Source organism: Blautia sp. 2227st1_G12_2227SCRN_220401 (assembly GCF_039062885.1).
In the GTDB taxonomy this organism is placed as follows: domain Bacteria; phylum Bacillota; class Clostridia; order Lachnospirales; family Lachnospiraceae; genus Blautia_A; species Blautia_A fusiformis.
In genome coordinates this window covers 20461-44758 of sequence record NZ_JBCLNI010000030.1, presented here as the reverse complement: position 1 = coordinate 44758, position 24298 = coordinate 20461, and the positions used below count along the sequence as shown (strand labels likewise).

Sequence of the window (24298 nt, the reverse complement as noted above, 5' to 3'; positions counted from 1 at the left end):
AGCTTTGCCCTAAAGGGTAATCGAGCAGGAAGCCCCCACTTCAAAATCGTAAGATTTAAGTGGTGGGAGCATGTCACGACTTAAACATATCTATAATTACTTTTATCAGGAGAATCTCATGAGTGAAAAAGGATTAACCACCATCAATTTAAAAAAAATAAACCGCTCCAAGGTTTACCAATATATATACAAAACACACCAGACTTCCAAAATGCAGATCGTCCAGGATCTTCAGATGGGGCTTTCCACCGTAAGCCAGAACCTGAACCTGCTGGAAAAAGAAGGGCTTATTGACAGAAACGGATATTTTGATTCCACAGGTGGTCGAAAGGCCCAGGCCATCCAGATCGTCTCGGATTTCCGGATTTCCATTGGAATCGGGATCCTGAAAAACATGTTCCATATCACAGCAATCGACTTATATGGAAATGCCTTTTATACAGAAACCATTGCTCTTCCCTATTCCAACACAGAAGAATATTACAGACAGCTGACCGATAAAGTACGAAAATTCATCGCAGAAAATCACTATCCGAATGAAAAGATCCTGGGTATTTCCATTGCCACACAGGGGATCACTTCTCCGGATAATTCCACTGTGATCTACGGAAACATCATGAACAATACCGGAATGAAACTGGAGGATTTTTCCCGGCATCTTCCTTACCCCTGCCATCTGGAACATGATTCCAAATCCGCTGCTTTTCTGGAGCTGTGGAATCACCCGGAGCTTGACAGTGCTGTCGTGTTCCTTCTGAACCGAAACCTGGGCGGTGCCATTATCACCAATCATCAAATTCATCAGGGAAGTTCCATGCACAGCGGAACCCTTGAGCATATGTGCGTCAATCCTGACGGCCCTTTATGTTACTGCGGAAACCATGGCTGTCTGGAAACCTACTGCTCTGCCAACGCTCTGGAACAGTCTGCCGGGATGCCTGTGAAGGAATTTTTCCCTCTGCTCCGCGAAAAAAAATCCCCCCGGCTTGCTGAGCACTGGGAAGATTATCTGAACCATCTGGCCTTTGCCATGAAAAATCTGAACCTGATCATCGATGCACCGATCATCATCAGCGGATATCTGGCACCTTATTTTACAGAAGAAGATATTAATTATCTGTTAGAACACATCAACACAGACGCACCATTCACCCTGGACAGAAGCCAGATTCTGGTCGGCACCCACGGGCAGTATACACCTGCCATTGGTGCAGCTTTATATTATGTAGAGAAATTTACACAGAGCGTGTGAATACAGACATATTCACCTGAACCGGTCAAAAAAGCATGTCATACACAGCCAGACGGATACAATCTGATCCGCTCTGTCCTAGAGTATGACATGCTTTTTATTTTACTTATTATTTTTTCAGTTCTTTCAGCAGCTGCCCGATTTTTGACACAAACAGATCAAAGGCCACATTATTCTTACCGCTGTTGATCACAATATCTGCTTTCGCCCGTGTGGGCTCCACGTACAGATAATGCATCGGTTTTACTGTGGTAAGATACTGATCGATGATTCCGTTTAAATCCCGTCCACGTTCCTCCACATCTCTGGAGATACGTCTTAAGATCCTCTCATCTGCATCTGCTTCCACATAAACCTTGATATCCAGAAGATCTCGGATACGGGGATCTGCAAGAAGCAGGATTCCCTCTACCAGAATGACCGGTCTTGGTTCGATCTTCAGCACTTTGTCGGAGCGGTTGTGCTGACTGTAATCGTATACCGGACATTGGATGGTTTTGCCCTCCCTGAGTTCTTTGAGATGCTCGACCAGAAGATCGGTTTCCAGTGAATCCGGGTGATCGTAATTCACCTTCACACGTTCTTCAAAAGGAATTCCGTCCTGTCTGCGGTAGTAATTGTCATGATAGATCACCACCACATCGTCTCCGAAATGCTTCTTCAGTCTGTTTGTAAATGTAGATTTGCCGGAGCCTGACCCTCCGGCGATCCCGATAATAATACTTTCCATCGTCTCTTTACCTCTTAAGCTAGAATTCTTCCGCTGTGGATCCCGCAGGCTTCCCGAAGAGTTTTTCCGTATAAAGAAGCTTTTTCTTACACAAAAGCTGCCCGGTCGGTGTGCATCTCCTGCATCCGGTTCCGGACAGCTTTTCTGGTTATTTTTTATAAAGCAATCGTTCTGATCAGATCTCAGCCTGCTCCAGAAGTGCCGGGATCTTGGATTCCCATCCAAGTGCCATGATATGTACACCCTGGCAGTATGGCTTACACTCTTTGATGATACGTGCAGCGATCTCAACACCTGTGATACCAGCTTTTGTCTTCTCTTTGTCAGCTTTCAGCTCCTCGATCATCTCATCCGGAACATGGATGCCGGCAACGTTGTTGTTCATGAACTTAGCCATTCCAGCAGACTTCGGAATGATGATACCAACCTGTACCGGTTTTCCGAACTGTTTTGCTTTTTCCATAAATTTGATGAATTTCTCCGGCTCAAATACAGCCTGTGTCTGGAAGTAGTCTGCACCTGCAGCAACCTTTCTTTCCATCTTTGCAAGCTGAGCGTCAACGGAATCGCTGCATGGAGATACAACGGCACCCTTGGAGAATTTCGGAGGCTCACCAACCAGCTGGTTTCCTCCAAGATCTACACCGGACTCGAGAAGCTGTACTGTATGAAGAAGAGATACAGAATCAAGATCGAATACCGGTTTTGCCTGCGGATGATCACCCATCTTCGTATGGTCACCTGTCAGACAGAGGATGTTCTCAATACCAAGCATAGCAGCACTTAAAAGATCAGACTCCAGTGCGATACGGTTTCTGTCACGGCATGCAAGCTGGAAGATCGGATCCATTCCGGCGTCTTTGAGAACTTTACACATTGCAAGAGATCCAAGACGCATAACCGAAGACTGGTTATCTGTTACATTGACTGCATGAACGCCCTTGAGATAAGTTTTGGCTTCTTCTACCAGTTCATCTACATGGATCCCTTTTGGCGGTCCTACTTCTGCAGAAACTACAAATTCACCACGGTCGAATAATTCTTTCATTTTCATATTATATTTGCTCCAATCATTTAAAATTTGGGGTACGGTCCACCTGCTCTGCAACATACATTGCGGAATATTTCCGATGAACCGTATCATAATTTAATTTGGCTTCTTAATAAATCTTTGCTTATTATTTCACTTCATCATCTGTAGCGAAATTATGGATCTGTGTCGGGCATTTCAGTGCGTCAAGGCGTCCGATCTCTTTCAGACGTCTGTAGATGCGCTCCCATCCACACTCCATATCACTGTCCACCTCGCATTTACCATTCTTGGAACCGCCGCACTGGCCGTTGACAAGACTCTTGGAGCATGCTGTGATCGGGCAGATCCCGCCAGTAAGGTTCAGATAACACTCACCACACTGGTCACATTTATATTCTAACGGTGTTACACCCTGGAAACCAGGTACTGGGTATGTATCGCAGGCTGCGCATACCATCTTGTCTTCCAGATATTCTGCGATGGTCTGTACACCAACACCACAGGAGAATACCAGGACCAGATCCGCTTCCCTGATCTTATCCATGTGTTTCTGAAGACGTAACTGCATATTTTCCGGATTACAGATATAATCCGTTGTCATGATCCCTGTCACATTTCCTTCAGCGGAAAGCTCCTTCTGAAGTTCAACAGCTTCTTTTTCCGGAAAACGAACTTCCTTGCATCCATGGCAGTTGATGATAAAAACTTTCTTTCCGGCTGCCAGTGATACGATAGTTTCTTTTGCTTTTAACTGGGTAATCAACATATCACTTCATCCCCCTTACTGCATTTTTTCCGGCTTTGATACTGTTAATGATCGGAATCTTGGAAGAACAGATATACTGACAGCATCTGCACTCAACACAGTCCATGACATTCATGTCCTTCATGCCCTGCCAGTTCTCTTCTTTCGCATATTTTACGAAATACAGAGGAGAAAGTTCCATCGGACATACGTCCACACAGCGTCCGCACTTGATACATGGCTGCTCTTTGGTCTCATCTGTATCAATGGCGATGATACCGTTGGAGCCCTTCATCATAGGTACCTCCAGAGTGTTCAGAGGGAATCCCATCATAGGTCCGCCCATCTTGACCAGAACATCGTCATCTGTAAATCCACCGCAGTAATCGATCAGCTCTTTTACGCTGGTACCGATCTTGATGATAAAGTTGCCAGGATTCTTGATCTTCTCGCCTGTTACGGTTGCAACACGCTCGATCAGCGGCATACCCTGCTGGATCGCATCGGAGATCGCTTTTACAGTACTGATATTATCTACGATAACGCCAACATCTGCCGGAAGGCCGCCGCTTGGAACCTTTCTGCCCATGACGCGCTTGATGAGAGTTTTCTCAGCACCCTGCGGGTATTTGGTTCTTGCAACAAAAACTTCCATATTTCCGATATCGGCAACTTTTTCCTGCATTAATTCGATCGCATCCTGCTTGTTATCCTCGATGACAATGATGCCCTTCTCAGCACCTGTTGTCTTGAGGATCGCTTTCAGACCGAAAATAATATCATCAGCAAACTCAAGGAGAACCTTATGGTCTGCTGTTAAATATGGCTCACACTCACATCCGTTGAGAAGGATGGTATCAACCGGTTTTGCAGGTTTCAGCTTGACACAGGTCGGGAAACCTGCACCACCCATACCAACGATTCCGGCTTCTTTTACAATCTCAATGATCTCATCCGGTGTAAGTTCATCTAGGGCTTTATGTGGCTGTACGGATTCGTGCAGAGTATTTTTTCCGTCGGATTCGATGACAACTGCCATCACCTCACTGCCTCTTGTACCATGCATACGTGGCTCAACAGCAACTACGGTTCCGCTTACACTGGAATGTACTGGTGCGCTGATAAATCCGGCAGCTTCTCCGATCTTCTGTCCAACCTTTACTGTGTCTCCTACTTCCACGATCGGATTGGCAGGTGCACCAAGATGCTGGGACATGGAGATCACAACCGTCTTCGGATCCGGGAATTTCTTCAGATCGATATGCTCGCTGAATTCCTTGTGCTCTGACGGATGAACGCCACCATAGTATCCGTTCAGTCTGTCCTCTCTGATAGACTTCACGTAATCATTGATCACCTTAAAGTTAACCTTGGAGTAATCACGTACCTGTACCGGCTGGTTCAGGAACTCTTCCAGACGACCCTGTTTTGCCAGTCTCTGGTAAATCTTCTCCCATGCGCAGTCCTTGTTAGGATCCACTTCACATTTCCCGTTCTTTGCTCCGCCGCACTGTCCGTTCACAAGACTCTTGGAACAGTCGACGATAGGACAGACGCCTCCGGTAATGTTCAGATAGCACTGTGCACATGCATCACAGCTCTTTTTGGTAAGTGCCATGCCGTGATGGCCTCTGTAGTTAAGGGTATTACTTGCTGCGATCACCGGCTTACCGGTCAGATCTGCAACAGTCTGGATACCAAGACCACAGGAGATCACAACTACATTCTCTGTACCTTCCGGCAGCAGATCCTGTAATTTTCTTTCTGTGTGCATCTTGTTGCACAGAAAATCGAATTTCGCACTGCCTGTGACGGTTTTTCCCTGCTCCGCAGCAAATTTCAGGAATTCCTCGCAATCCGGTTCGTCAACGGTCTCAAATTCCTTGAAACACTTGTTACAGGCGATTACAAACAGATTGTCCCTGCCGTTCAGCACTGATGCAAGCTCATCACTGCTTTTCAGCTTGTACTTAGTATAGTTTTCCAATTGCTCACCTTCCTTATAAAGATTATATCCTTATGATTATCTGCTCTTATCCGTTCCCTCCTTCTCTGCACTCCCAGGAAAGAAACAATAAAACCAAATAAATAAGTTCTTTGTTATTTGTTCAGCCCTTCGAAAATCCTGGTCCAAAAAAAGGCCGCAATATTTCCTCTGACTGCTACAATAAATGTACCATAATTTGAACATATTATCCAGTTTTATTAGCTATTTTTATAAATTTATTCTATGATTTCATTCCAATCGTCTATGGATGTACGGATATTTGTACAACTTCTGTTATGCTGCATGCGTTAGTTATATGCAACTTATATAATTTTGTTTATAAAATATCCTTTTTATGCATTGAGCATATTGCACAAGGATTTTATCTTTAACAGGGCAGATCCGAAAGGTGTCTTTTGTCATGGGGTAAGACGCTGTCCGCAATATTCACAGGTGCTCAGACGACCTTTTATTACCTGATTCTTTGCACCGCAGCTGGGGCAGGTAACTGTAATATAGATCTTCTCATTTACGCGTCTGTTCGGTGCAGTGATCATAATATAATTTCCTTCTCTGTCTATCTGGATATTCCGGATATATCCCCCCGCAATAAATTTTTCCAGCTTTTTCACTGCACCTTTTCCCAGTTCCTGCTCAAGCTTTTCAAATGAGACGGTATTCTGGGCATAGGATTCAAACCAGCAGGCAATTTCTCCAGCTTTTTTCTTCTTTAATGCTTTTTGAATTTCCCGGAAGGTTGGATACAGAAACAGCAATCCAAGTATGATCTCTGTTGCTGCCATTCCCCAGCGCCCTTCACCAATATACTTCTCCGATGCGCCAATAGCTCCCAGGGAAAAAAGTATAAAAAAACCACAAAGAACCCATTTCAGTTTCCCCAGTATTCCTGTTTTTTTATTTTTTTCTGTCAAAAAATCGCTCATGTCTGTTTCCTCTTTCCTATTATTCAAAATCTTATGATATATTTGTGAATGCTCCGTCAGCTCACGCCAAACTCCCTCTGTCCGAATATGTTTCTGCATTCTGTGGATCATCTATTTCAGTGTGGTTACGATCAGTTTACTTTCCAGTGCAGCTGCTATCAGATCCTCCTTGCAGCTGTATCCCGCCTTGGCGATCATTTCCTGAAAATTCCATCTCACCCCAGAAGCAGAACAGTCCATTTTCCTTGCGATCTCGGAATATGACATCCCGTGAATATACAGGCGCAGCATCTCAAGCTGTCTGGGACTGATATCACCGCTTGTGATCCAGTTAAGTTCCACCTCCGGTGCCACATCCGGAAATACATGCTCCCCATTTAACGTTCTGTAGATCACACTCCGTATTTCCTCTTCACCGTGATCCTTATACCATAGACTGTCTGCACATCCGCTCTTTGCTCTTTCCAGCACCTTGGGATCGATCAGCGAAGTAACAACCAATACCTTTGTATATGGATATTTTTCCCTGATGATCTTTCCGGCACTCAGCCCATCATGATTATGAAATGTCTGCACATCCATAAGTACAAGATCAATTGCCGAGTAAGAGCAGATCTTTACAGCTTCACAGGCATCCGAAACTGTCTGGACATGTCGGAATTCCGGTTCCCGCATAATAATACTTTCAAAATACTTCTGCATGATCCTCTGATCTTCTACTATCAGTATCCGTACCATAGACTCCCATCCTTTCTGTCAGTGGCATTTTCAACACCAGACAAAATTCCGGCGAAAAAGAAACCTGCATAATACATTTCTCTGACTCCGCAGCTTTTCTCAGTGCAGACAGACCACCACCTTCTTCTGCATTTTTTTCAGGTGCATCTCCATCATTCGTTATCCGGATGCTGTATTCATTTGCACCTTTTTCTATCTTCACCAGAACTGTACTTCCATGGGCATGTCTGGCACAATTTGTCACACATTCACGGATCGCTCTGTCTGTCAGCAGCCTGTAGGAGGGATGCTGAGGGAAATCCCCGCTGATCTGAACATAAATTCCAAGTTCTTCTGCATGCCTGATCGTATCCGCGCATAATTCTTCCATATTCTCAACAGAAGAATCTGTAAGAATATAGACCAGATGCTTTAGTGCAGATAGCTGTTCATCCATTTTATCCTGATTTTCTTTTCTTTCCAATATCCTGCGTATTGACAGAAGGCTTCGGCCAAAATTGTCATGAACCTGCATTTTCATGGCAAGTGTCTCCTGCTCTCTTATTTTATCTCCGATTTTTTCATACATTTCCTCCAGCTTATGATTCAGGATTTCCAGCTTTTCATTATTTGCTCTGATCTTTTCACCATTGTAATAAATTTCTGATACATTAACTGCCACTGTCTGCAGATATCCTGCACAATCCAGCTCCTGCAGACGATATTCCTGAAACATCCAGACGGAATCATCCGGAAAATAAAATACATTACTGTCACTGTTTAATCTGCGAAGTCCCTCTGCTTCGGATCCTCCATTTATTACTTTCCGCAATGCCTCATAATCCTGCAGATAGGAGCCTGTCATTATCCTGCTCAGTTCATGCATCTTAGTGTTGCATAAAACGATCCTTCCAAGAGGATCCGAAAAACACACCCCACATGGAACATCATCAACAGCTTCATTCACAGACCAGTAAGACAGAGAATGATGATATCTGCGTCTCTCTCTCCAGATTGCCCAGCAAAGATAAAGCAACAATACCACCATCGCTGCCATCAAAACACTGACCGGACACATTCGGAGCATTAGCTGATATGCGCTTTCCCCCTGGCAATATCTGTGATCATTCATCAGGAACCCCATAAGCATAAAAGAAACTGCAAAAACAGTCACTGCTGTTATAATTTTCTTTTTCCCGTAAAAACAGGTTATCCTGATCAACAGAAGGATCAATTCCAGAATCAGGCAGATTTCAAGAAGGATCATCAAAAAATCCTGCATTGCCATACTGCATTCCGCAAAATCAGTCATCTTCCGCCTCTCTTTCTGAATACGATACATCCGATAAACCATTCGTTTTCATCTTCCTGCTGCACATTTAATTCCGGTCTTTCTGACATTAATCCCCGAAGATCTGCTTCTGCTACAATATGAACCGAGATCCGCAAAGCATCATCGATCTGCGACACACGGTAAAAAACAGACTGCATTGTATCAAACAATCGTTCCACAAGCCATTCAAAGGTATCATAGCATTTTAGTATATCATCTGCATTCAGCTGCATTTCACCATTTTCGACATAATAAGCTGCCCGGATCTTACATAATTTTAAGCTGTCACAGGATTCCGCAAGACTCTGTCTGAGATCCTCCATTGTAAGCAGATTTCCGTCTGATGCATATTGTGTCAATACCAGATTTTTTCTTCTTTTTAAATATGTACCAACAACCACGATTTTTCCCAGGATCCGGTCATAGTGTTCCCTTGACTCCGTTCTTTCCAGCTCATCCATCAGCTGTGACAGCAATTCCAGCTGCCCGGCTGTCTGATTCTGTATCATGTTCAGCAGTCGGTTCTGTTCTTCTGTTTTTCTCCGCTCAGCTTCTTTCTGATAGGTTTTCTGCAGCAGACGATTTCTGGCAGTCAGCTCCTCCTGCTGTTCCCGGATATCCTGATACTGATCCAGAAGCACCGAAATATCTTCTGACCAGAACAAATGTCCTCCTCTTATAGGAATATGGTTGATCCGGATTCCCTGTTCCTGTACAGCTGATCTGTTTATTACAATTTTACGCAGTTCCGGTGACAGCTCAGGAAAATCACCGGAATGATAATAACGCTGAAAGGAATCATCCGTAATCTCTGCATCCAGTCCTCCGGAGGTCTGGAATAATTCAAAATATCGATTGTTCGTCTGTATCAGGCCGCATAATATACATCCCTGGTAAATTGCCGCCATCAAAAGGCAGCATACCGCTGTCATATCTCCGGCAATTGTTTTGATCAGAGGCAGACGGAGTAAATTCCCGATATTCCATCCCAGAAGCAATATTCCCGGAATAACCGGCAGCCAAAATTGCTTTCTTCCCGGAATCCTGCTTTTTCTGATCAGCATAATTTCCATCCATATCAGGCAAAATATGATCCATCCCTGGATCACTATAAAAAGAATACCATAGCTGTAATCTCTGTCCGAAAACGGAGGCCGCCCGGAAAACCGAAACACCAGCTGATGCAGGTCATTTGTAAAAACACAGACGATCATAATCACCGCAAAAACCAGCAAAACAATAATTTTTCTGCCCGTTTTCTCGCCGTCCTTTTCACCAAGAAACATCGCTGCTGCCAGTCCAAGGACCGGTATCAGGATCATCGGGATATAATACAGATACCAGCAGATATGTTCTCCAAGCGGATCATGAAAAATATGAAATTTTACTGTCCGTACAAAAAACCAGAAGACCATCAGACAGCCAATTGCAGTCAGACATCTGCGCGTTTTTCTATGCACTACATGCTTTTCCAGATAAATCACCCAGGCACAATACATTCCCAGATAAATACAGTTACGACACTGATCTGCGAGATTTCTCATAAAAACATTTTCCGGTCTTCCCAGCCTGCAGAAATACGCCAGAAATACACTTATCAGGATTCCTCCATACGACAGTGCCCTTTTTTTATTGTATGTCATGAAAATTCCTCTCTCATCAATACACCTCTGTGATAAGTATACTATAAAGTTCTATTTTATTATATAGTTTTCAGAGAAACCATCCATTCTCAACCCCTGTTATCACAAACAGAGTGAACAATTCTGTCCACTCTGTCTATCATCACTCAAAATGGTCTTGGCTGGCCACAGTATTCGCAGAATCTTCCGGTATTCTCTGCACCGCACTGACATTTCCACAAACCGCCGGGCTGCTGCATTCCGTTGTTCATCTGCATTCCAGATTGCTGCATTCCGTTGTTCATATTCATCCCAGGCTGCTGCATTCCACTGTTCATGTTCATTCCGGACTGCTGCATTCCATTGTTCATGTACATCCCGGACTGCTGCATTCCGCTGTTCATGTTCATTCCGGGCTGCTGCATTCCAGCCGCATTTGGTGTCAGGGCGGCTATGATCTGATGACCTGTCTGCTCCACTTCCATCAATTCACCTCTGTTATCGCTGCTTATGGAAAAAGTATTCAAACGAAAATCCATATCATCAAACCATGGAGTTTTTACTTTAATACGCATAGTATAATCAAATTCATACTTATATACCGGTGGCTGATAGCTTACGGTTTCTCCATCCTTTGTTGTATATGTTTCCTCGTTCTGCTGTCGCTCTACATCAACTCTGCACTGCACAACAGCGGATAAAGGAACTATATCCGGATTTTCATTGACATCCAGCTTCCGTGCAACAGTAAAATTCCCCTTATTGTCATCAATAAAAACATTGTAATTTCTGGTATTGATCTGACGTGTTATACAAAAATCCATTACGGCTTTTTTGTTTTTTTCACGATATTCCAGTTGACGTTTTATATCCTCTACCGTACTGTGCCGCCGGTCTTCAAACCATAGTGACAATTTTTTTGCACAATCCTTACACAGATTTCCGTCATCCAGTTTTCTGTTGCCTAATAAACCTATTTTCTCTCCGCAGATATCACAGATCTTCTTATCAAATAATCCCATACCCAATCCTCCTTCTTTTTATATTTGTGTTTTTGTTTATCTACATTATGCGTGAATGCTTCGCCATTTGCACTAGCATCTCTGACAGTAACTGAATTCATCTTCATATCAATGTCAGGATCATAAGGCTCGTATCTGAAAATCCTGTCCGTTTCTATATGTTCAGGATATGCCGTATGGGATACTCTCTGCCAGACACAACCGTCCCCATCCCACCTCCACATTCGGATATTCCTCATATCCGCCCACACTCTGTGCGCCTTTCCTCAGATACGCCTTCACCTTTTCCCCATAAAGAAACGGATCATTTCCTTTCACGATCCCCCATTCCATAAGCAGAGCTGCGCTTCCGCTGACAAAGGGTGCCGCAAAGGAGGTTCCGGTGACAGTGGCGTAGCCTCCGCCGGGAACCGGGGCGGAGATGGATACACCGGGAGCTGCGAGGTCAGGCTTCCGGATCGGCAAGAACTGACTTCCCCTTCCGGAAAAATCTGCGTAGGCATTCTGTCTGGAATCATAAGCTCCAACAGAAATAACTTTTCCGGCAGTGGAAGGAATCGTCAAAGTTCCCACAGCCCGCGGAGAATAAAACCCGGTTCCGCGATTCAGTACATTTCCACCCGGCAGCCAGAGGAAATACTGTCCGGAGCGCACACGTTTTCCACTTAAAAGAACTTTCCAGACACCGCTATCCACATAATTACCCTCAGGAATGAAATCTATGTAGATTTCCTGGGACAGCTGATAGGGACCGGGTTTTCCATAATAGATCAAAAGCTCTGTATTTTCCAGCAGATGCCGCTGTGGACCCAGCCTTTCATATAATGGACCGATCCGTTCTCCGGACGGACTTTCCAGATAAATTTCCATCTCATCTTCATAATCCTTCCATAACTGTACATTTAATGTGGGCTCAAAAGCTCCCACCGCCAACTGGATTTCTTCTGTTTTCCCCTGCTGCAGGATTCCTCCTGCATGCCAGGGCTGGCTGCCGTTATTTCCGGTTCCTGTAACGATCACAGTCCGCCCCATGGCCGCAACTGTATCAATATAGTTTTCCAGAAGAGAATCCCCTCTGTGTGTTCATTATAACTAGGGGAAAATTACTGTAAAAAAATTTGCAGTCTTTACACTGCCTGTTTTTCTACCGGATAAGGCGACTGATACTTAAATACAATATCAATGCTCTTATCTCCATTCACAACAATTTTTTCAATCAATTCTGTCACAATTTCTCTTGTCACTTCGGATAATGTTCCATACTTGATAAATTTCTCTATCCAGTTTTCATAAGATTCTTCTGCCTCTCCAAAGCTGTCTTTCTCTTGTTCTGCCAACTGAATCTTCGCCCTGATATCTTTATCCTGCTTTTCATATTCTGCCTTATAGGAGAGATATTCTTCTTTATCCAGAACACCATCTACATAATTTTCGTAAGTTTTCTTTTTATACTTTTGGACAGCCGCAAGTTCTTTTTGTAACCGTTCAATCTGCTGGTCTGCTTCTGCACATCGTCTCTGCACCTCCTTCTTCCTATCTGCTACTTTTAATATTTCATCCTTATCACTTTCTTTCAGTGCCAGTTCCGCTTGTCTTTGGATTTCATTTTTTACAATAGAATCCAATACTTCTTTTTTAATGAAATGAGAATAACAAACTGTGTTTCCTTTTTTGTGATAGGTACCGCACTCATAACCGTCCCGACAAGTAACCCTCTGGAAATTATATCCGCAATCTCCACAAACAATAATTCCTGCGTATGGATTTACCTTTCTCACTTCGCTATTAAATCCCGGTGTCCGTGTTCTTTTCTTCATAAGTTCCTGTACCTGCTCAAAAGTATCTTTGCTAATAATTGCTTCGTGCATTCCTTCCACAATATACTGCTGTTCCTCTGGAATATATTGATACTTTTCCACTTTATAGGATATCTTTTCTGATTTATGCTGTACCATAGCCCCTGTATAAACTCTGTTTCGCAAAATTACATTGATCGTAGGATATGCCCAGCCCTTTGCACCCGCTTTTTCTAATGCATTGGCATATTTCAATCCCTGCACCTTTCTCTTATACTCTGACGGTGTCAGAATTCCTTCCTGATTCAGTTTCTTTGCAATACCATCCCTGGAATATCCTTCCAAACTCATATAAAAGATTCTCCGTACCACTTTAGCTGCTTCTTCATCTACAAGAAAATGATGCTTATCTGCCGGATCTTTTACATATCCATATGGGGCAAACCCAGACATAAACTGTCCCCGTTTCTTCTGGGCGGTCAATGCACCTCTGATTTTCTTAGATATATCACGACTATACATATCATTAAACAACGTCTTAAACTGTGCCAATTCTTCATTACTGTGATGAACAGAATCCACGCCATCCAAAATTGCAATATAACGCACACCCAAAGATGGAAAAACACGCTCAATATAGTTACTGGTTTCAATATGTTCACGCCCAAGCCGGGAAATATCTTTCGTAATAACGCCTTGAATTTTCCCTTTGTAGATATCCTCCATCATCCGCTGAAATTCCGGTCTATTCGCAAAATAAAGCCCCGAATAACCGTCATCAATATAAATATCTGCGATTTCCAGATCCTCTGATTTAGTCACATACTCACGAATCAGTTTCATCTGATTTTCAATACTCTCACTAACTTTATTCTCTCCATCATCCTTCGACAGACGACAATATACACCCATCTGATACATCATATCACCCCATCTTTCTCAAGTATTCTATCTGGTGAACTCTCTACTGAAGCAAACTTAAAATATATATCTATTTTCTGCTCTGGATATACATAAATTTTATCAACTAACTCCACAAGCGCTTCTCTGGTAAGCTGCTTTACCGTTATTCTTCTGCGATTAAAGTGCTCCAACCATATCTTTGTTTCATTGACCGCCGCCCGCTGCCTTTGCTCTTCATGGTTCAGTTCTGATAATTCTTTTTGATATTTCTGATTCTCTGTTTCATACATCTGTTTTAATTCCAGATATTCCTCTTTGGAAAGTACTTCATCCATAAACTGTTCATATGCTCGTTTCCGGTATTCCAGATTTCTTTCTATTTTTGCCTGCAATTTTGCAATTTTACCATCCAGTTCCGGCTGTTTCTGTCTGATCTGAGTTTCCAGATTCTTCACATCCATCTTCATCTGTTTCAATTGCTGGTTGATTGCAAATACAACCAGTTCATCCAGCTTTTCAAATGTAATATGATTCAGCTCACAGTAATTCTGCCCCTGCTTCTGATGAAAACCACACATATATCCGTCATAGTCTTTATGAGATGCCAGATAACGTTTTCGCATGGCTGTTTTACATTTCCCACAAAAGAGCAGTCCCACATATTTATGTGGTTCATTGTTTTTATCAAAATAGGAAACTCTGCGCCCCTTTCTTATTTGCTGAACCCTATCAAACTCTTCTTTAGAAATGATTGCCTCATGTGCATCCGGCACCAGCTCCATTTCTTCCAGGGGAATTGCCTTTTTGTATTTCAGCTTATAAGACGGTCTTTCATGTTTCCGAATCACAACCGCCCCAGTATAGACCGGATTCTTTAAAATTCCACTTACAGTAGACGATGTCCACAGACCTTTTCCCGAATCCCATACATAATTGGTTTTTAAAACTTCCTTTTTATATTTTGCGGGACAAGGGATTTCATCTTCATTCAAAGTCCTGCAAATAACCGTACAGCCAAATCCATTTTGATACATTCTGTAAATTCTTCGAACAACCTCGGCTGCATAAGGATCAATTTCCAGATGATTATGAATTGTTTTACTTTTCACATATCCAAAGGGGGGCTGTTTCGGAGTATATTCGCCCATACTTCTTTTGGTCTGAATCGTTGTCTTAATCTTTCTGGATGTATCTCTCAAATACATATCATTCAGCAAAGTTTTTATTTCTAACATTTCATCATAAGTTCCAACGGCTGAATCATAATTATCCAGAATCGAAACAATCCGAATCTGTTTCTCCGGGAAATATTTGCCTAGATAATAGTTGGTATCAATATGTTCTCTTCCAAGTCGAGATACGTCCTTAAAAATCACCATATTGATAACACCAAGCTCAATATCTGCCAGCATCCTCCGAAATTCAGTTCTTTCAAAATTACTTCCAGAAGCCCCATCGTCTACATAAACTTTTTTCTCTGCAATATCTTTATTCTCTGCAATATAATCTCTTGCCATCTGAATCTGAGAGTGAATACTATTGCTGTATTCACCCTCTTTATTTTGCTCTTCAATGGAAATTCGGCAATAAATTCCTGCCTGATACATTCTATCCCTCTTTTCATCGGTCTTGCGTAGTCATTGTCTTTAATTGTCTTTATTTTACAACAAGAACTTAAGAAAATCAACCTGCAATTTTTCGTTCAGTAAGATTCTGAATGCACTGGATCAATGTCTTTTCCCCATTAAAATGCACTCGAATCTGATATCCTGCATGTTCATAGCTTACATTCTCTTTTTGGATTTCTTTTTTTGTATCCAGAACTTCTACAGAATCAAATAACGTATTCATGCTATATGCCTCCTTCAGCATACAGTTCTCTCTACATCCTATGCCGGCAGGATTGTACAAAAGTTCTGTATGAATTGAATTCGGCTTTCGAAAGCCTGATTACATTCTAAAATTATTCTGCACCAATCACATTGAATTGAAATTGACCGCAGATTGAGTTTTTAAGATTCATTTTCTTCCTATACAGTATCAATTCCTATTGTCCGGAACATTTGTTCGTGTTATAATAAAAAGACTTTAAGAATATAAAACACGAAAACCAAAGGAGGGATTTCTGTTGGAACGATGTGATTTTTCTTCTATTAGCACATGCCTAAAAAATCAAATCAGTGAAAGCAATCAGATGAACCAACCTGATTTTTTATACGAATTATTTGAAGATTTTATGAATGATCCGATAAATGAAGATTTTTCTATGGATAATGGTCTAATTTGCCGCTGGATAACCGGACAAGCAAAAATCAGTCCCAAAATAACCTCATATTATGCAAAACCCAGCAATCAGAAAAAACTGGCAACAACCATTCAGCGGAACTTACTTCCCTTAATGGCAGACTGCAACATGGTTATACAGGACATTTACACGTTATTCATACAGGACGATACGATTTCGGATACAAAAAAGCAGGAACTTGTATCTCTATATAAACCTTCTGATTCAAGGCTGTTGTTTTTAGCAAAAGTACTTTCTTTTGGTATGGAACGGCAATTTATTAAACGTGATACAAGAAATCAAAAACTGATTGCAGGAGGTGTTCTATCTCCGATTGTTCTGGATTACATTATGGACAGCGAAGTCCCAAAACCATGCCGTCATTTTCTAGGAAGAGAAGAAGAACTGGATGAACTCCATACTTTGTTTGAAGAGAACCGACATATATTTCTTTATGGAATTGCCGGAATTGGAAAAAGCGAGCTTGCTAAAGCCTATGCAAAGCAATACAGAAAACAGTACACCAATATTCTCTATATGGAATACACCGGTAATCTATATCAAGATATTGTAGACATGGATTTTATTGATGATCCACCAGAAATCAGTGAGCAGGAACGTTTTCAAAGACATAACCGTTTCTTACGCTCTTTGAAATCTGATACACTGCTGATCATAGACAATTTTAATGTCACATCCACACAGGACAGTTGCCTGTCAGTCGTATTAAAATACCGTTGCCGGGTTTTATTTACAACCAGAAGCCAACTGTCTGAATACTGTAGTTTTCAATTAAAAGAACTGAAAGATATACCCACTCTTTTTCAACTGACATCTGTATTTTATTCAGAAGCAGAGGAAAACCGGGCAATCGTAGAAAAAATCATAGAAACTGTACACTACCATACTTTTGCTGTCGAACTGGCAGCCAAACTTCTGGAAAATGGAATTTTAACTCCAGAGCAATTATTGATAAAACTTCAAGAGGAAAAGGCTTCTCTTCATAATGAAGATAAGATTAAAGTAATGAAAGATGGTCAGAGCAAAAAAGCCACCTATTACAACCATATCCATACCCTGTTTTCGTTATACTCCTTATCACGGAAACAGCAGGATATTATGTGCAATATGTGTTTTATGCCTTCATCTGGTATTTCTGCCCGTATATTTTCCAAATGGCTGGAGCTGCCTACTTTAAATGACGTGAATGATCTGATCGAGACAGGTTTTGTACAGTCAAGTCTCCGGCATACTATTTCTCTGCATCCAATGATTCAGGAAATTGCAGTTTCCGAGACCGCACCTTCTGTTACAAGCTGCCACACGTTATTGGATTCTCTGCAAAAAATATGTTTGATGCATGGCATTGAAGTTAGCTATTATAAAAAATTATTTCAAACAGTAGAAAACATCATGCTTTTCATTGAAAAGGACGATATTCCCCAATACCTGTTATTTTTAGAAGATGTTTTTCCATATATGGAGAAGTACCACTATCAAAAGGGTATGAAAAAAATCATCCAGGAACTACAGCATTTTATAAAAGCAAATACTTACGGGACTGCATCTGACCGTGCCTTACTATTGGATTATCAGGCAACTCTGGAACCCAAAACAGAAAAAGCGATAAAATTAGAAAAAGAAGCACTTGCTCAAATAAAAGAAACCACAAAAGAAAATGCCCACCTGGTTTCCAACCTCCATTCCAATCTTGGAGGGCTTTACCGAATCAACGGACAACTTGATCTCGCTAAAAGGCACATGAAAATGGGTATCTCTCTTTTACAACAATACCAGCTTCTTTATACTAATGACAGTATTCCTCAGATTAATAATTATGCTGTCCTCTTAATTGAAATACAAGAACCTGACCTTGCCCTGTCTGCTCTTCAGAAATTAGCACAGATTATCAAAGAATATAATTCAAACCACTGTTTGGATTATGCCCAGGTACAGGAATCCCTTGGAAGTATCTGCCTGATCACTGCAAATATTTCGCAAGCGAAAACCCATTTTAAAAAAGCCTTGAAAATTTATGAGGATATATGGGCAGACGAACCCGAATTGATTGAAGAAAAATATCAAGCAATTCAAGAATTGTATCCACAAGCTGGAATTGCTCTGGCAAAAAGTATTCTTCTCACCAAGCACTAACGGTTCCTACAAACACTTGTAAAATATATTGCCTCAATAATGTAAACGCCTAGTTTTGAGATACACTCCAAGACTAGGCGCTTGTCCATTTCCATTTTTTCTTAGACATGGAGCGTTTACATAAGGATCACTTTTCTTTTTTTGACACTTTTCGCTCCTCCTATCTCAAATTTTTTATAGTCTAGGTATATTGCCTTCATCAATGCCTGAGAACTTGTAAATATGCTCCTCTGCTTGTTCAATCTGCGATACATTACAATCATCTCGTCATCAACCTACTGTTTGATACAATATGTCAAATGCATAGTGGCTCAGTTCTATTAGAAATTTATATCTCTAACTCCGCACCAATTCTAAAATTCCTTTTGAAAGGCGATATACTTTATCAACACTTTCCAGTTCTTTATACTTATGCGTAATAAAAACGATAGTCTTATTTTTTAATTCACTATGTAATAACTCACGTAAAGCTTCATTTGATTCAACATCAAATCCTTCTGTAGCCTCATCCATAAGTAAAATGTCTGCATTTTTCAGCAGAGCCCTAGCTACAGCTATCTTTTGTCTTTCTCCTCCAGAAAGTTTTGCACCATCTTGTCCAATTTTTTGTCCAAATCCATGATCCAATTTTTCAATAAAACCTAAAGCACCACTTTTTCTACATGCTTCAACAACTGCATCTCTTGACGCCTTTCCATCGATATTAACATTCTCCTCTATAGTCCCTTGGAATAGATATGGTCTTTGGCTTATAACCGCAATTCTATTTCTCATATCTTGTATATCCATCAATTCCACAGGAGCTCCATACAATTTTATTATTCCTTTTTGTGGCCGGTAGAATCCCGCCAAAAGGTTCAAAAGTGTTGATTTGCCACTTCCATTTTCTCCTACGATCGCAATTCGTTCCCCTTTTTTTACACATAGTGAAATACCATTTAAAATAGGGTGTCCTGGTTCATAACCAAAGACAAGATTTTTTACTTCAAAAACCATATCCCTATCTTGATAAATTTTCTCAGGTTTCATTTCACATAATTTCATTTCCAATTCTTCCGGTTGTCCCCATAACTCAAAAAGACGTTTTGCCGATGGCTCAATTTGCGCAAAATAATATTTAATGTTTATCAATGCTGAAATTGGATTTACAACATATGCACTATATGTAATAAAAGCAAATGCTCCGCCTATAGTGAATTCTCCTTTTATTATAAAAAGCCCACTTAATATATATAATAACGCATTTACAACCGTGTCTATTACTACAACACTGACAGTACTATATTCATCTAGCATTGCGTTCTTTTTATATGAATCCATCAAATCTTTTTGCAGACCTTCAAATTGAGATTTTTTTACCTGAAACAGATTCCAGAGCTTCATTTCATGAATTCCATTTATACACTCGGCAAACCAACTCATAAACTTTCGTTTATCCTCAATCCACTGTTCAAACACTTCCCGTTTCTTGTTTGCACAATAGGACACTATTATAAATTTCAGTGGAATAATTGCTTCTATCAATATTGCTAATTTCCAGTCTAATAAGGACAGCCCAACTACTCCTCCTATTATTTGGAGAATTGATGATATAGAAAACTGAGTAATCTGATCCACAACAGATGACACATTATCAATATCCATACCAATTGTATTTATAATCTCTGCACTTCCTCTTTCAGCAAAATACTGTATTTTCATCCTATTGATTTTCCAGTAAGTCTTTTTATAGAGAGAATGTGTAAACTGATTATGTACATTTGAAAATAATTTTGTTTGGATTATATTTAACTCTTGCTGGGTTAAAGAAATTATTATTAATATAACAGAAAATAAAAGAATGTATTTCATGTTTTTCTGCAATATACCACAATCTGTTATTTGTCTTATAAGCAGTGGGTGTATAAACGTTATGAATGATGAACCCAAAAGGCAACAGATAATCCCTGGAAAATACTTTTTATATTCACACAACATTTTACAAATTCGATACCATGTTTTCCCATTTTCTCTCATATCCAATTGCCATCCTCACTATTCGTTAAGCAAAATATTGACAAACAAGCTCATATATATCCTCTATATTGTAAGTTATTCCTATTCGATCTTCTGCATACAATTCATACATATTATTTTTACGCACAATATACATATCTATATCTGATGCCTTACTACTTTCAAATATTTCTTCCTCTTGATTCAAAAGAATAATATCAGGTTCATAAGCTATATATACTGTATAAAGGATATCGTTCAATGACTCATTGGAATCGTCATAATATTCTAAAGGAATTACATTTTCATCTAAAGGATTTTTCTGCAGATTTATTGCGTAATAACCGTTCTGACTAAACATCACTTTTAGCTGTATCATTTCCTCGTAATCTAAATCAATACCGGCAATTACCGGTATCTCTATATTGGTTTTATCCCTTATTACATTTTCTAGTATATCCGGATAATCAGATTTATGCGTTGCTATAGTCATCAAAAAGTCCATAACATCATCAAATCCTGCTGTGGGCTTTCTGTTTAAATATGTAGCAATATGTCCAGTGACAACAGGAGCCGCATAACTATTGGCTTGATTTACGATCCCATTCCACGAAAAATTTGCTATAATAGAATTCTCAATATTATAACCTTTTTGTTCTTGAAACAGAATTTGACCATTTCCCAAAAGACCATAACGATCCTGCCTGACACCAAAAACACCTGGATATGCAGCTGGATAAGTCTTTATATTTCTGTTATGATATGCTGCTACTATAATCGCATCAGCATCAAGTAATCTTTTTATTTGAATCCATAAGGGTTTAATATCAAAATAATTGATTGTTCCAAGACTCATGTGAATTAACTTTATTTTATTTTGAATACACCATTCCAAAGCTTCCAGCAAAACTGTGATCTGTGTTGTTCCTGCAGAGTCAGTCACATTCAAGTCCCATAATTCTATATCACTACATATGCTTGTGATAATTCCGACGCATACAGCGCCATGGAATGATTTATCGTCTTTATACTCACTTGGATCGCATTTAGAAGCCAAAAAAGATTTATGAACAATCCTTTGATTCCTGTTATTTCTCATATGATAAGGTATACCGTTATCAATCAATGCGAGCTTAATCATTTGCACTATTCCTATTCTTACCTGTTATATATCCAAGCCAAATATCGCATATTTATTATTCTCATGATAAACCTTGTAATTCTATGGTCAATAAAAATTCAAGTGTCGCTGAACCCTAATATGCTTCTCCAATCACACTGCCATCATAAGCATTGATCACATAAGAAAGCTCCTGTAGAGAATTTCCACCAATACTTTCCCTGACAGTAAAAATCCATGCTGGAACCAACCATGCGTGTTTCGGCTCCTGATAGGCTGTGGTATAAGTATACTGCAATTTTGCGTTTACCACATCATACTCCAGTGCGGTAGTGTCGTTGGCAGACTGGCCTTTTCCGGAATACCAATAAAAAATCTGATCTGTCAGCTTTGCCTGTATTTTTTCAAAAGGCAGAAGCTTTGTATTTTCCGTCACCGTACAGACTTCTTCCGATATCCCATCCCATTTAAAATATTTAATTCCTTCCTCTGTTATCAGAATAGAGATTGTTTCTACCTGGAACGGAGGCACATAACTATCCACTGTTTCTTCCGCAACCACGCCATCAGGAACTGAAGTAATACCCTCTACACTTTTCGAAAAACAATACAGATATCCCGGTAATCCTCTATCCAGATCTCCCTGCCACAAAGCATCACTACCAAGTCCCAGACCATTGCGCTCTGAACATGCGCCATTCGGGAACCACACGGTACGATCAGAATCTACAAGGCCCATTCCATCGATACCTAAATCCTCTAAAACTTGTTCTGCCTGTTCCTTTCCATCTTCCTCTGTAAAGGTGATCTTGTCCATGCACTTTCGATACGCATCTGCCAGTTCATGAAATTTCTCTGTATAGCCGTTGGTATCCATGCCAAAGCTACTGTAATACTCACTCTGCATTTCCTCAGTTTCTATTGTTTCTTCTTCTATAAAATTAGAACCCTCCATCCAGAGAAAACTACTGTCATTGTCAATTTCCTGATTATACCGCTCTGCTTCTATATATGCCTTCCTGTCCTCGCCCACATCTGCAGTAAAATAATCCTCTGTATCTGTGTTTTCCAATTCAGTACTCATCCAACTCCGTGCCGCTTCCACACCGTGATCCTCTGTTTTTTTTTGAAATTTTATCTCCATCTTTTCCGGTGCAGACGCTTCATCCGGTGCAAGCTCCATCCCCTCTCGGGTTGCGTTTTGAATCCCTGCAATCGATGTAGAATATGCTGATTGCAAGTAACTTCCTTCCTTGCTGGAAATCCTGTCTAACACTTCCTGATACGCATCCTTTGTCACCATCTGTGGCATATATAGTTCCTCACCGTCCGTAAAATAATCAATCAATCCATTCAGTTCTTCCTGCGTTAACTCGTGATTTTGCATCTCTATGACTGGAAGATTGCCAATGCTTTGTTCGCCCAACTTAATATCTGCCTGGATAACCACACGGTCGTTGCTTTTCTTTTCTTCAAATTTCCAATGCGTTGGAACATTTGTCTCTCTCTTTTCTCCTTTTTTAAGAGGTTCACAGACAGCCGCCTCGCTAATCCCATCCACTTTGCTGACTACCGAACTCTCCTCTGGTGTTTCCTGACAGCTGGAAAGAATAATACACAACGCACCTACCATAATTGCTAAAACACTTTTTTTCATTTTTATATCCATTCCTTTCGCGCTGCTCAAGGCACAAAACGTCATGAAAAAAACGTTGGCTTATTGCAGCTATCTTTTTATAATTGTTCCATAGGGATATTCAGTATACTACAAATCACGGGGAGGTGAGTGGGCTGTCCGTTCATCGGATGACCGTATTTTTATATGTGTAGAATGCTTTTTCAAGCACAAATAAGTGTGCCCTGAGCACGTAACCTTATCTTTGTAAAAACAACTCTCGTTTTTATCCTAAGCATTCAGTCAATGCTGTCTACTCCCTATAATCTATTGAACCTATGGTTCTGAAAGGAGTCCCTATGGCTTTAAAAATTGTGTATCAAATCTGTTCCCCCGTATTTTTATTTTATCTGCGTCAGGACACCTGCATCCATCTCACAGATCGTATCGCAGAGCCATTCGATCTCCAGCATGTTATGTGCTGCGATAAGAATAGTCTTCCCTCGTTCCTTTAATCCCCGCAAAAGCTCGCAGACCTCTCCTGCCCCCTGCTTGTCCAGACCATTAAAAGGCTCGTCCAATATCAAAAGCTCCGGATCTTCCATGATTGCCTGTGCGATACCAAGACGTTCACGCATTCCAAGAGAATACTGTCCTACCTTCTTTTTAGACAGAGGATCAAGCCCTAGGGCACGCATCGTCGCCCTCACATCGTCATCGGAAATACGGTGTTTCAGAGACGCCAGTCTCTTTAAATTCGCAAAACCGCTGAGATCCAGAAAGAAGCCAGGGTTTTCAATGATAATGCCTACGGAATCTGGAAAGTCCAGCTCCTTCCCGATCTGTTTTCCCCCTACGAGCACTGTGCCGCTCTCAGGTTGTAAAAATCCACAGATGCATTTAAACATTACGGTTTTCCCTGAACCGTTAAACCCCATAATCCCATGAATCTTCCCTTTTTCAAAATCATGGGTAATGTTCTTTAATACTTTTTCTTTTTGAAAGGATTTTGTCAGTCCCTTCAACCTGATTGCATATTCCATTTT

The 24298-nt window shown here is 40.8% G+C and carries 19 protein-coding genes; 2 read left to right on the top strand and 17 right to left on the bottom strand.

The features are described from left to right. Positions 1 to 118: 118 nt before the first annotated feature. On the top strand, positions 119 to 1252 hold the full coding sequence (locus tag ABCM67_RS13615; protein ID WP_044962240.1) for an ROK family transcriptional regulator: 1134 nt from the start codon (positions 119 to 121) through the stop codon (positions 1250 to 1252). Between the two features lie 109 nt (positions 1253 to 1361). Here ABCM67_RS13615 and udk read toward each other — a convergent pair whose 3' ends face one another. From udk to ABCM67_RS13550, 13 genes are all read right to left on the bottom strand, one after another. Further along, a complete protein-coding gene (gene udk / locus ABCM67_RS13610; RefSeq protein ID WP_021652753.1) occupies positions 1362 to 1982 on the bottom strand; it encodes a uridine kinase in 621 nt (206 codons plus the stop codon). Positions 1983 to 2157: 175 nt separating this feature from the next. Further along, positions 2158 to 3036 carry a methylenetetrahydrofolate reductase gene (locus tag ABCM67_RS13605; protein WP_015526188.1) on the bottom strand — a complete coding sequence of 293 codons (879 nt, stop codon included), beginning with the start codon at positions 3034 to 3036 and terminating at the stop codon, positions 2158 to 2160. A 124-nt stretch (positions 3037 to 3160) separates the two neighbouring features. After that, complete coding sequence (locus ABCM67_RS13600; protein ID WP_021976351.1) at positions 3161 to 3781, bottom strand: methylenetetrahydrofolate reductase C-terminal domain-containing protein; 621 nt, start codon at positions 3779 to 3781, stop codon at positions 3161 to 3163. Position 3782: 1 nt separating this feature from the next. After that, a complete protein-coding gene (gene rsxC, locus ABCM67_RS13595) occupies positions 3783 to 5747 on the bottom strand; it encodes an electron transport complex subunit RsxC (protein ID WP_147602651.1) in 1965 nt (654 codons plus the stop codon). A 419-nt stretch (positions 5748 to 6166) separates the two neighbouring features. Further along, on the bottom strand, positions 6167 to 6691 hold the full coding sequence (locus ABCM67_RS13590; protein ID WP_114001781.1) for a hypothetical protein: 525 nt from the start codon (positions 6689 to 6691) through the stop codon (positions 6167 to 6169). A gap of 111 nt (positions 6692 to 6802) precedes the next feature. After that, positions 6803 to 7429 carry a response regulator transcription factor gene (locus tag ABCM67_RS13585; RefSeq protein ID WP_022426201.1) on the bottom strand — a complete coding sequence of 209 codons (627 nt, stop codon included), beginning with the start codon at positions 7427 to 7429 and terminating at the stop codon, positions 6803 to 6805. Beyond that, positions 7377 to 8720 (bottom strand): ATP-binding protein, encoded by a 1344-nt coding sequence (locus ABCM67_RS13580; RefSeq protein WP_342992923.1) that lies wholly within the window; start codon positions 8718 to 8720, stop codon positions 7377 to 7379. The genes ABCM67_RS13585 and ABCM67_RS13580 overlap by 53 nt, the downstream gene beginning before the upstream one ends. Continuing rightward, on the bottom strand, positions 8717 to 10384 hold the full coding sequence (locus ABCM67_RS13575) for a histidine kinase N-terminal 7TM domain-containing protein (RefSeq protein ID WP_342992922.1): 1668 nt from the start codon (positions 10382 to 10384) through the stop codon (positions 8717 to 8719). Before ABCM67_RS13575 ends, ABCM67_RS13580 begins: the two co-directional genes overlap by 4 nt. Positions 10385 to 10530: 146 nt before the next feature. Continuing rightward, entirely contained in the window at positions 10531 to 11385 is an 855-nt protein-coding gene (locus tag ABCM67_RS13570; protein WP_342992921.1) for a DUF4428 domain-containing protein, read from the bottom strand. Between the two features lie 162 nt (positions 11386 to 11547). Beyond that, positions 11548 to 12405, bottom strand: coding sequence for a S8 family serine peptidase (locus ABCM67_RS13565; RefSeq protein ID WP_265190862.1), 858 nt, complete (start codon positions 12403 to 12405; stop codon positions 11548 to 11550). Positions 12406 to 12512: 107 nt separating this feature from the next. After that, on the bottom strand, positions 12513 to 14105 hold the full coding sequence (locus ABCM67_RS13560; protein ID WP_005428244.1) for a recombinase family protein: 1593 nt from the start codon (positions 14103 to 14105) through the stop codon (positions 12513 to 12515). Next, positions 14102 to 15691, bottom strand: a complete 1590-nt coding sequence (locus ABCM67_RS13555) for a recombinase family protein (protein ID WP_342992920.1) — start codon at positions 15689 to 15691, stop codon at positions 14102 to 14104. The genes ABCM67_RS13560 and ABCM67_RS13555 overlap by 4 nt, the downstream gene beginning before the upstream one ends. A gap of 76 nt (positions 15692 to 15767) precedes the next feature. Next, positions 15768 to 15935, bottom strand: a complete 168-nt coding sequence (locus tag ABCM67_RS13550; RefSeq protein ID WP_009245398.1) for a hypothetical protein — start codon at positions 15933 to 15935, stop codon at positions 15768 to 15770. Positions 15936 to 16278: 343 nt separating this feature from the next. Between ABCM67_RS13550 and ABCM67_RS13545 the strand changes: the two genes are divergently transcribed. Then, a complete protein-coding gene (locus tag ABCM67_RS13545) occupies positions 16279 to 18522 on the top strand; it encodes a tetratricopeptide repeat protein (protein ID WP_005428247.1) in 2244 nt (747 codons plus the stop codon). Between the two features lie 336 nt (positions 18523 to 18858). Here ABCM67_RS13545 and ABCM67_RS13540 read toward each other — a convergent pair whose 3' ends face one another. The 4 genes from ABCM67_RS13540 to ABCM67_RS13525 form a co-directional block, all read right to left on the bottom strand. Beyond that, positions 18859 to 20538, bottom strand: coding sequence for an ABC transporter ATP-binding protein (locus ABCM67_RS13540; protein WP_005428253.1), 1680 nt, complete (start codon positions 20536 to 20538; stop codon positions 18859 to 18861). A 25-nt stretch (positions 20539 to 20563) separates the two neighbouring features. Then, positions 20564 to 21658 (bottom strand): S8 family serine peptidase, encoded by a 1095-nt coding sequence (locus ABCM67_RS13535; RefSeq protein WP_009245400.1) that lies wholly within the window; start codon positions 21656 to 21658, stop codon positions 20564 to 20566. Between the two features lie 115 nt (positions 21659 to 21773). Then, positions 21774 to 23294, bottom strand: coding sequence for a DUF6034 family protein (locus ABCM67_RS13530; protein ID WP_005428257.1), 1521 nt, complete (start codon positions 23292 to 23294; stop codon positions 21774 to 21776). A 359-nt stretch (positions 23295 to 23653) separates the two neighbouring features. After that, on the bottom strand, positions 23654 to 24295 hold the full coding sequence (locus ABCM67_RS13525) for an ATP-binding cassette domain-containing protein (RefSeq protein ID WP_009245407.1): 642 nt from the start codon (positions 24293 to 24295) through the stop codon (positions 23654 to 23656). Positions 24296 to 24298 lie beyond the last annotated feature (3 nt).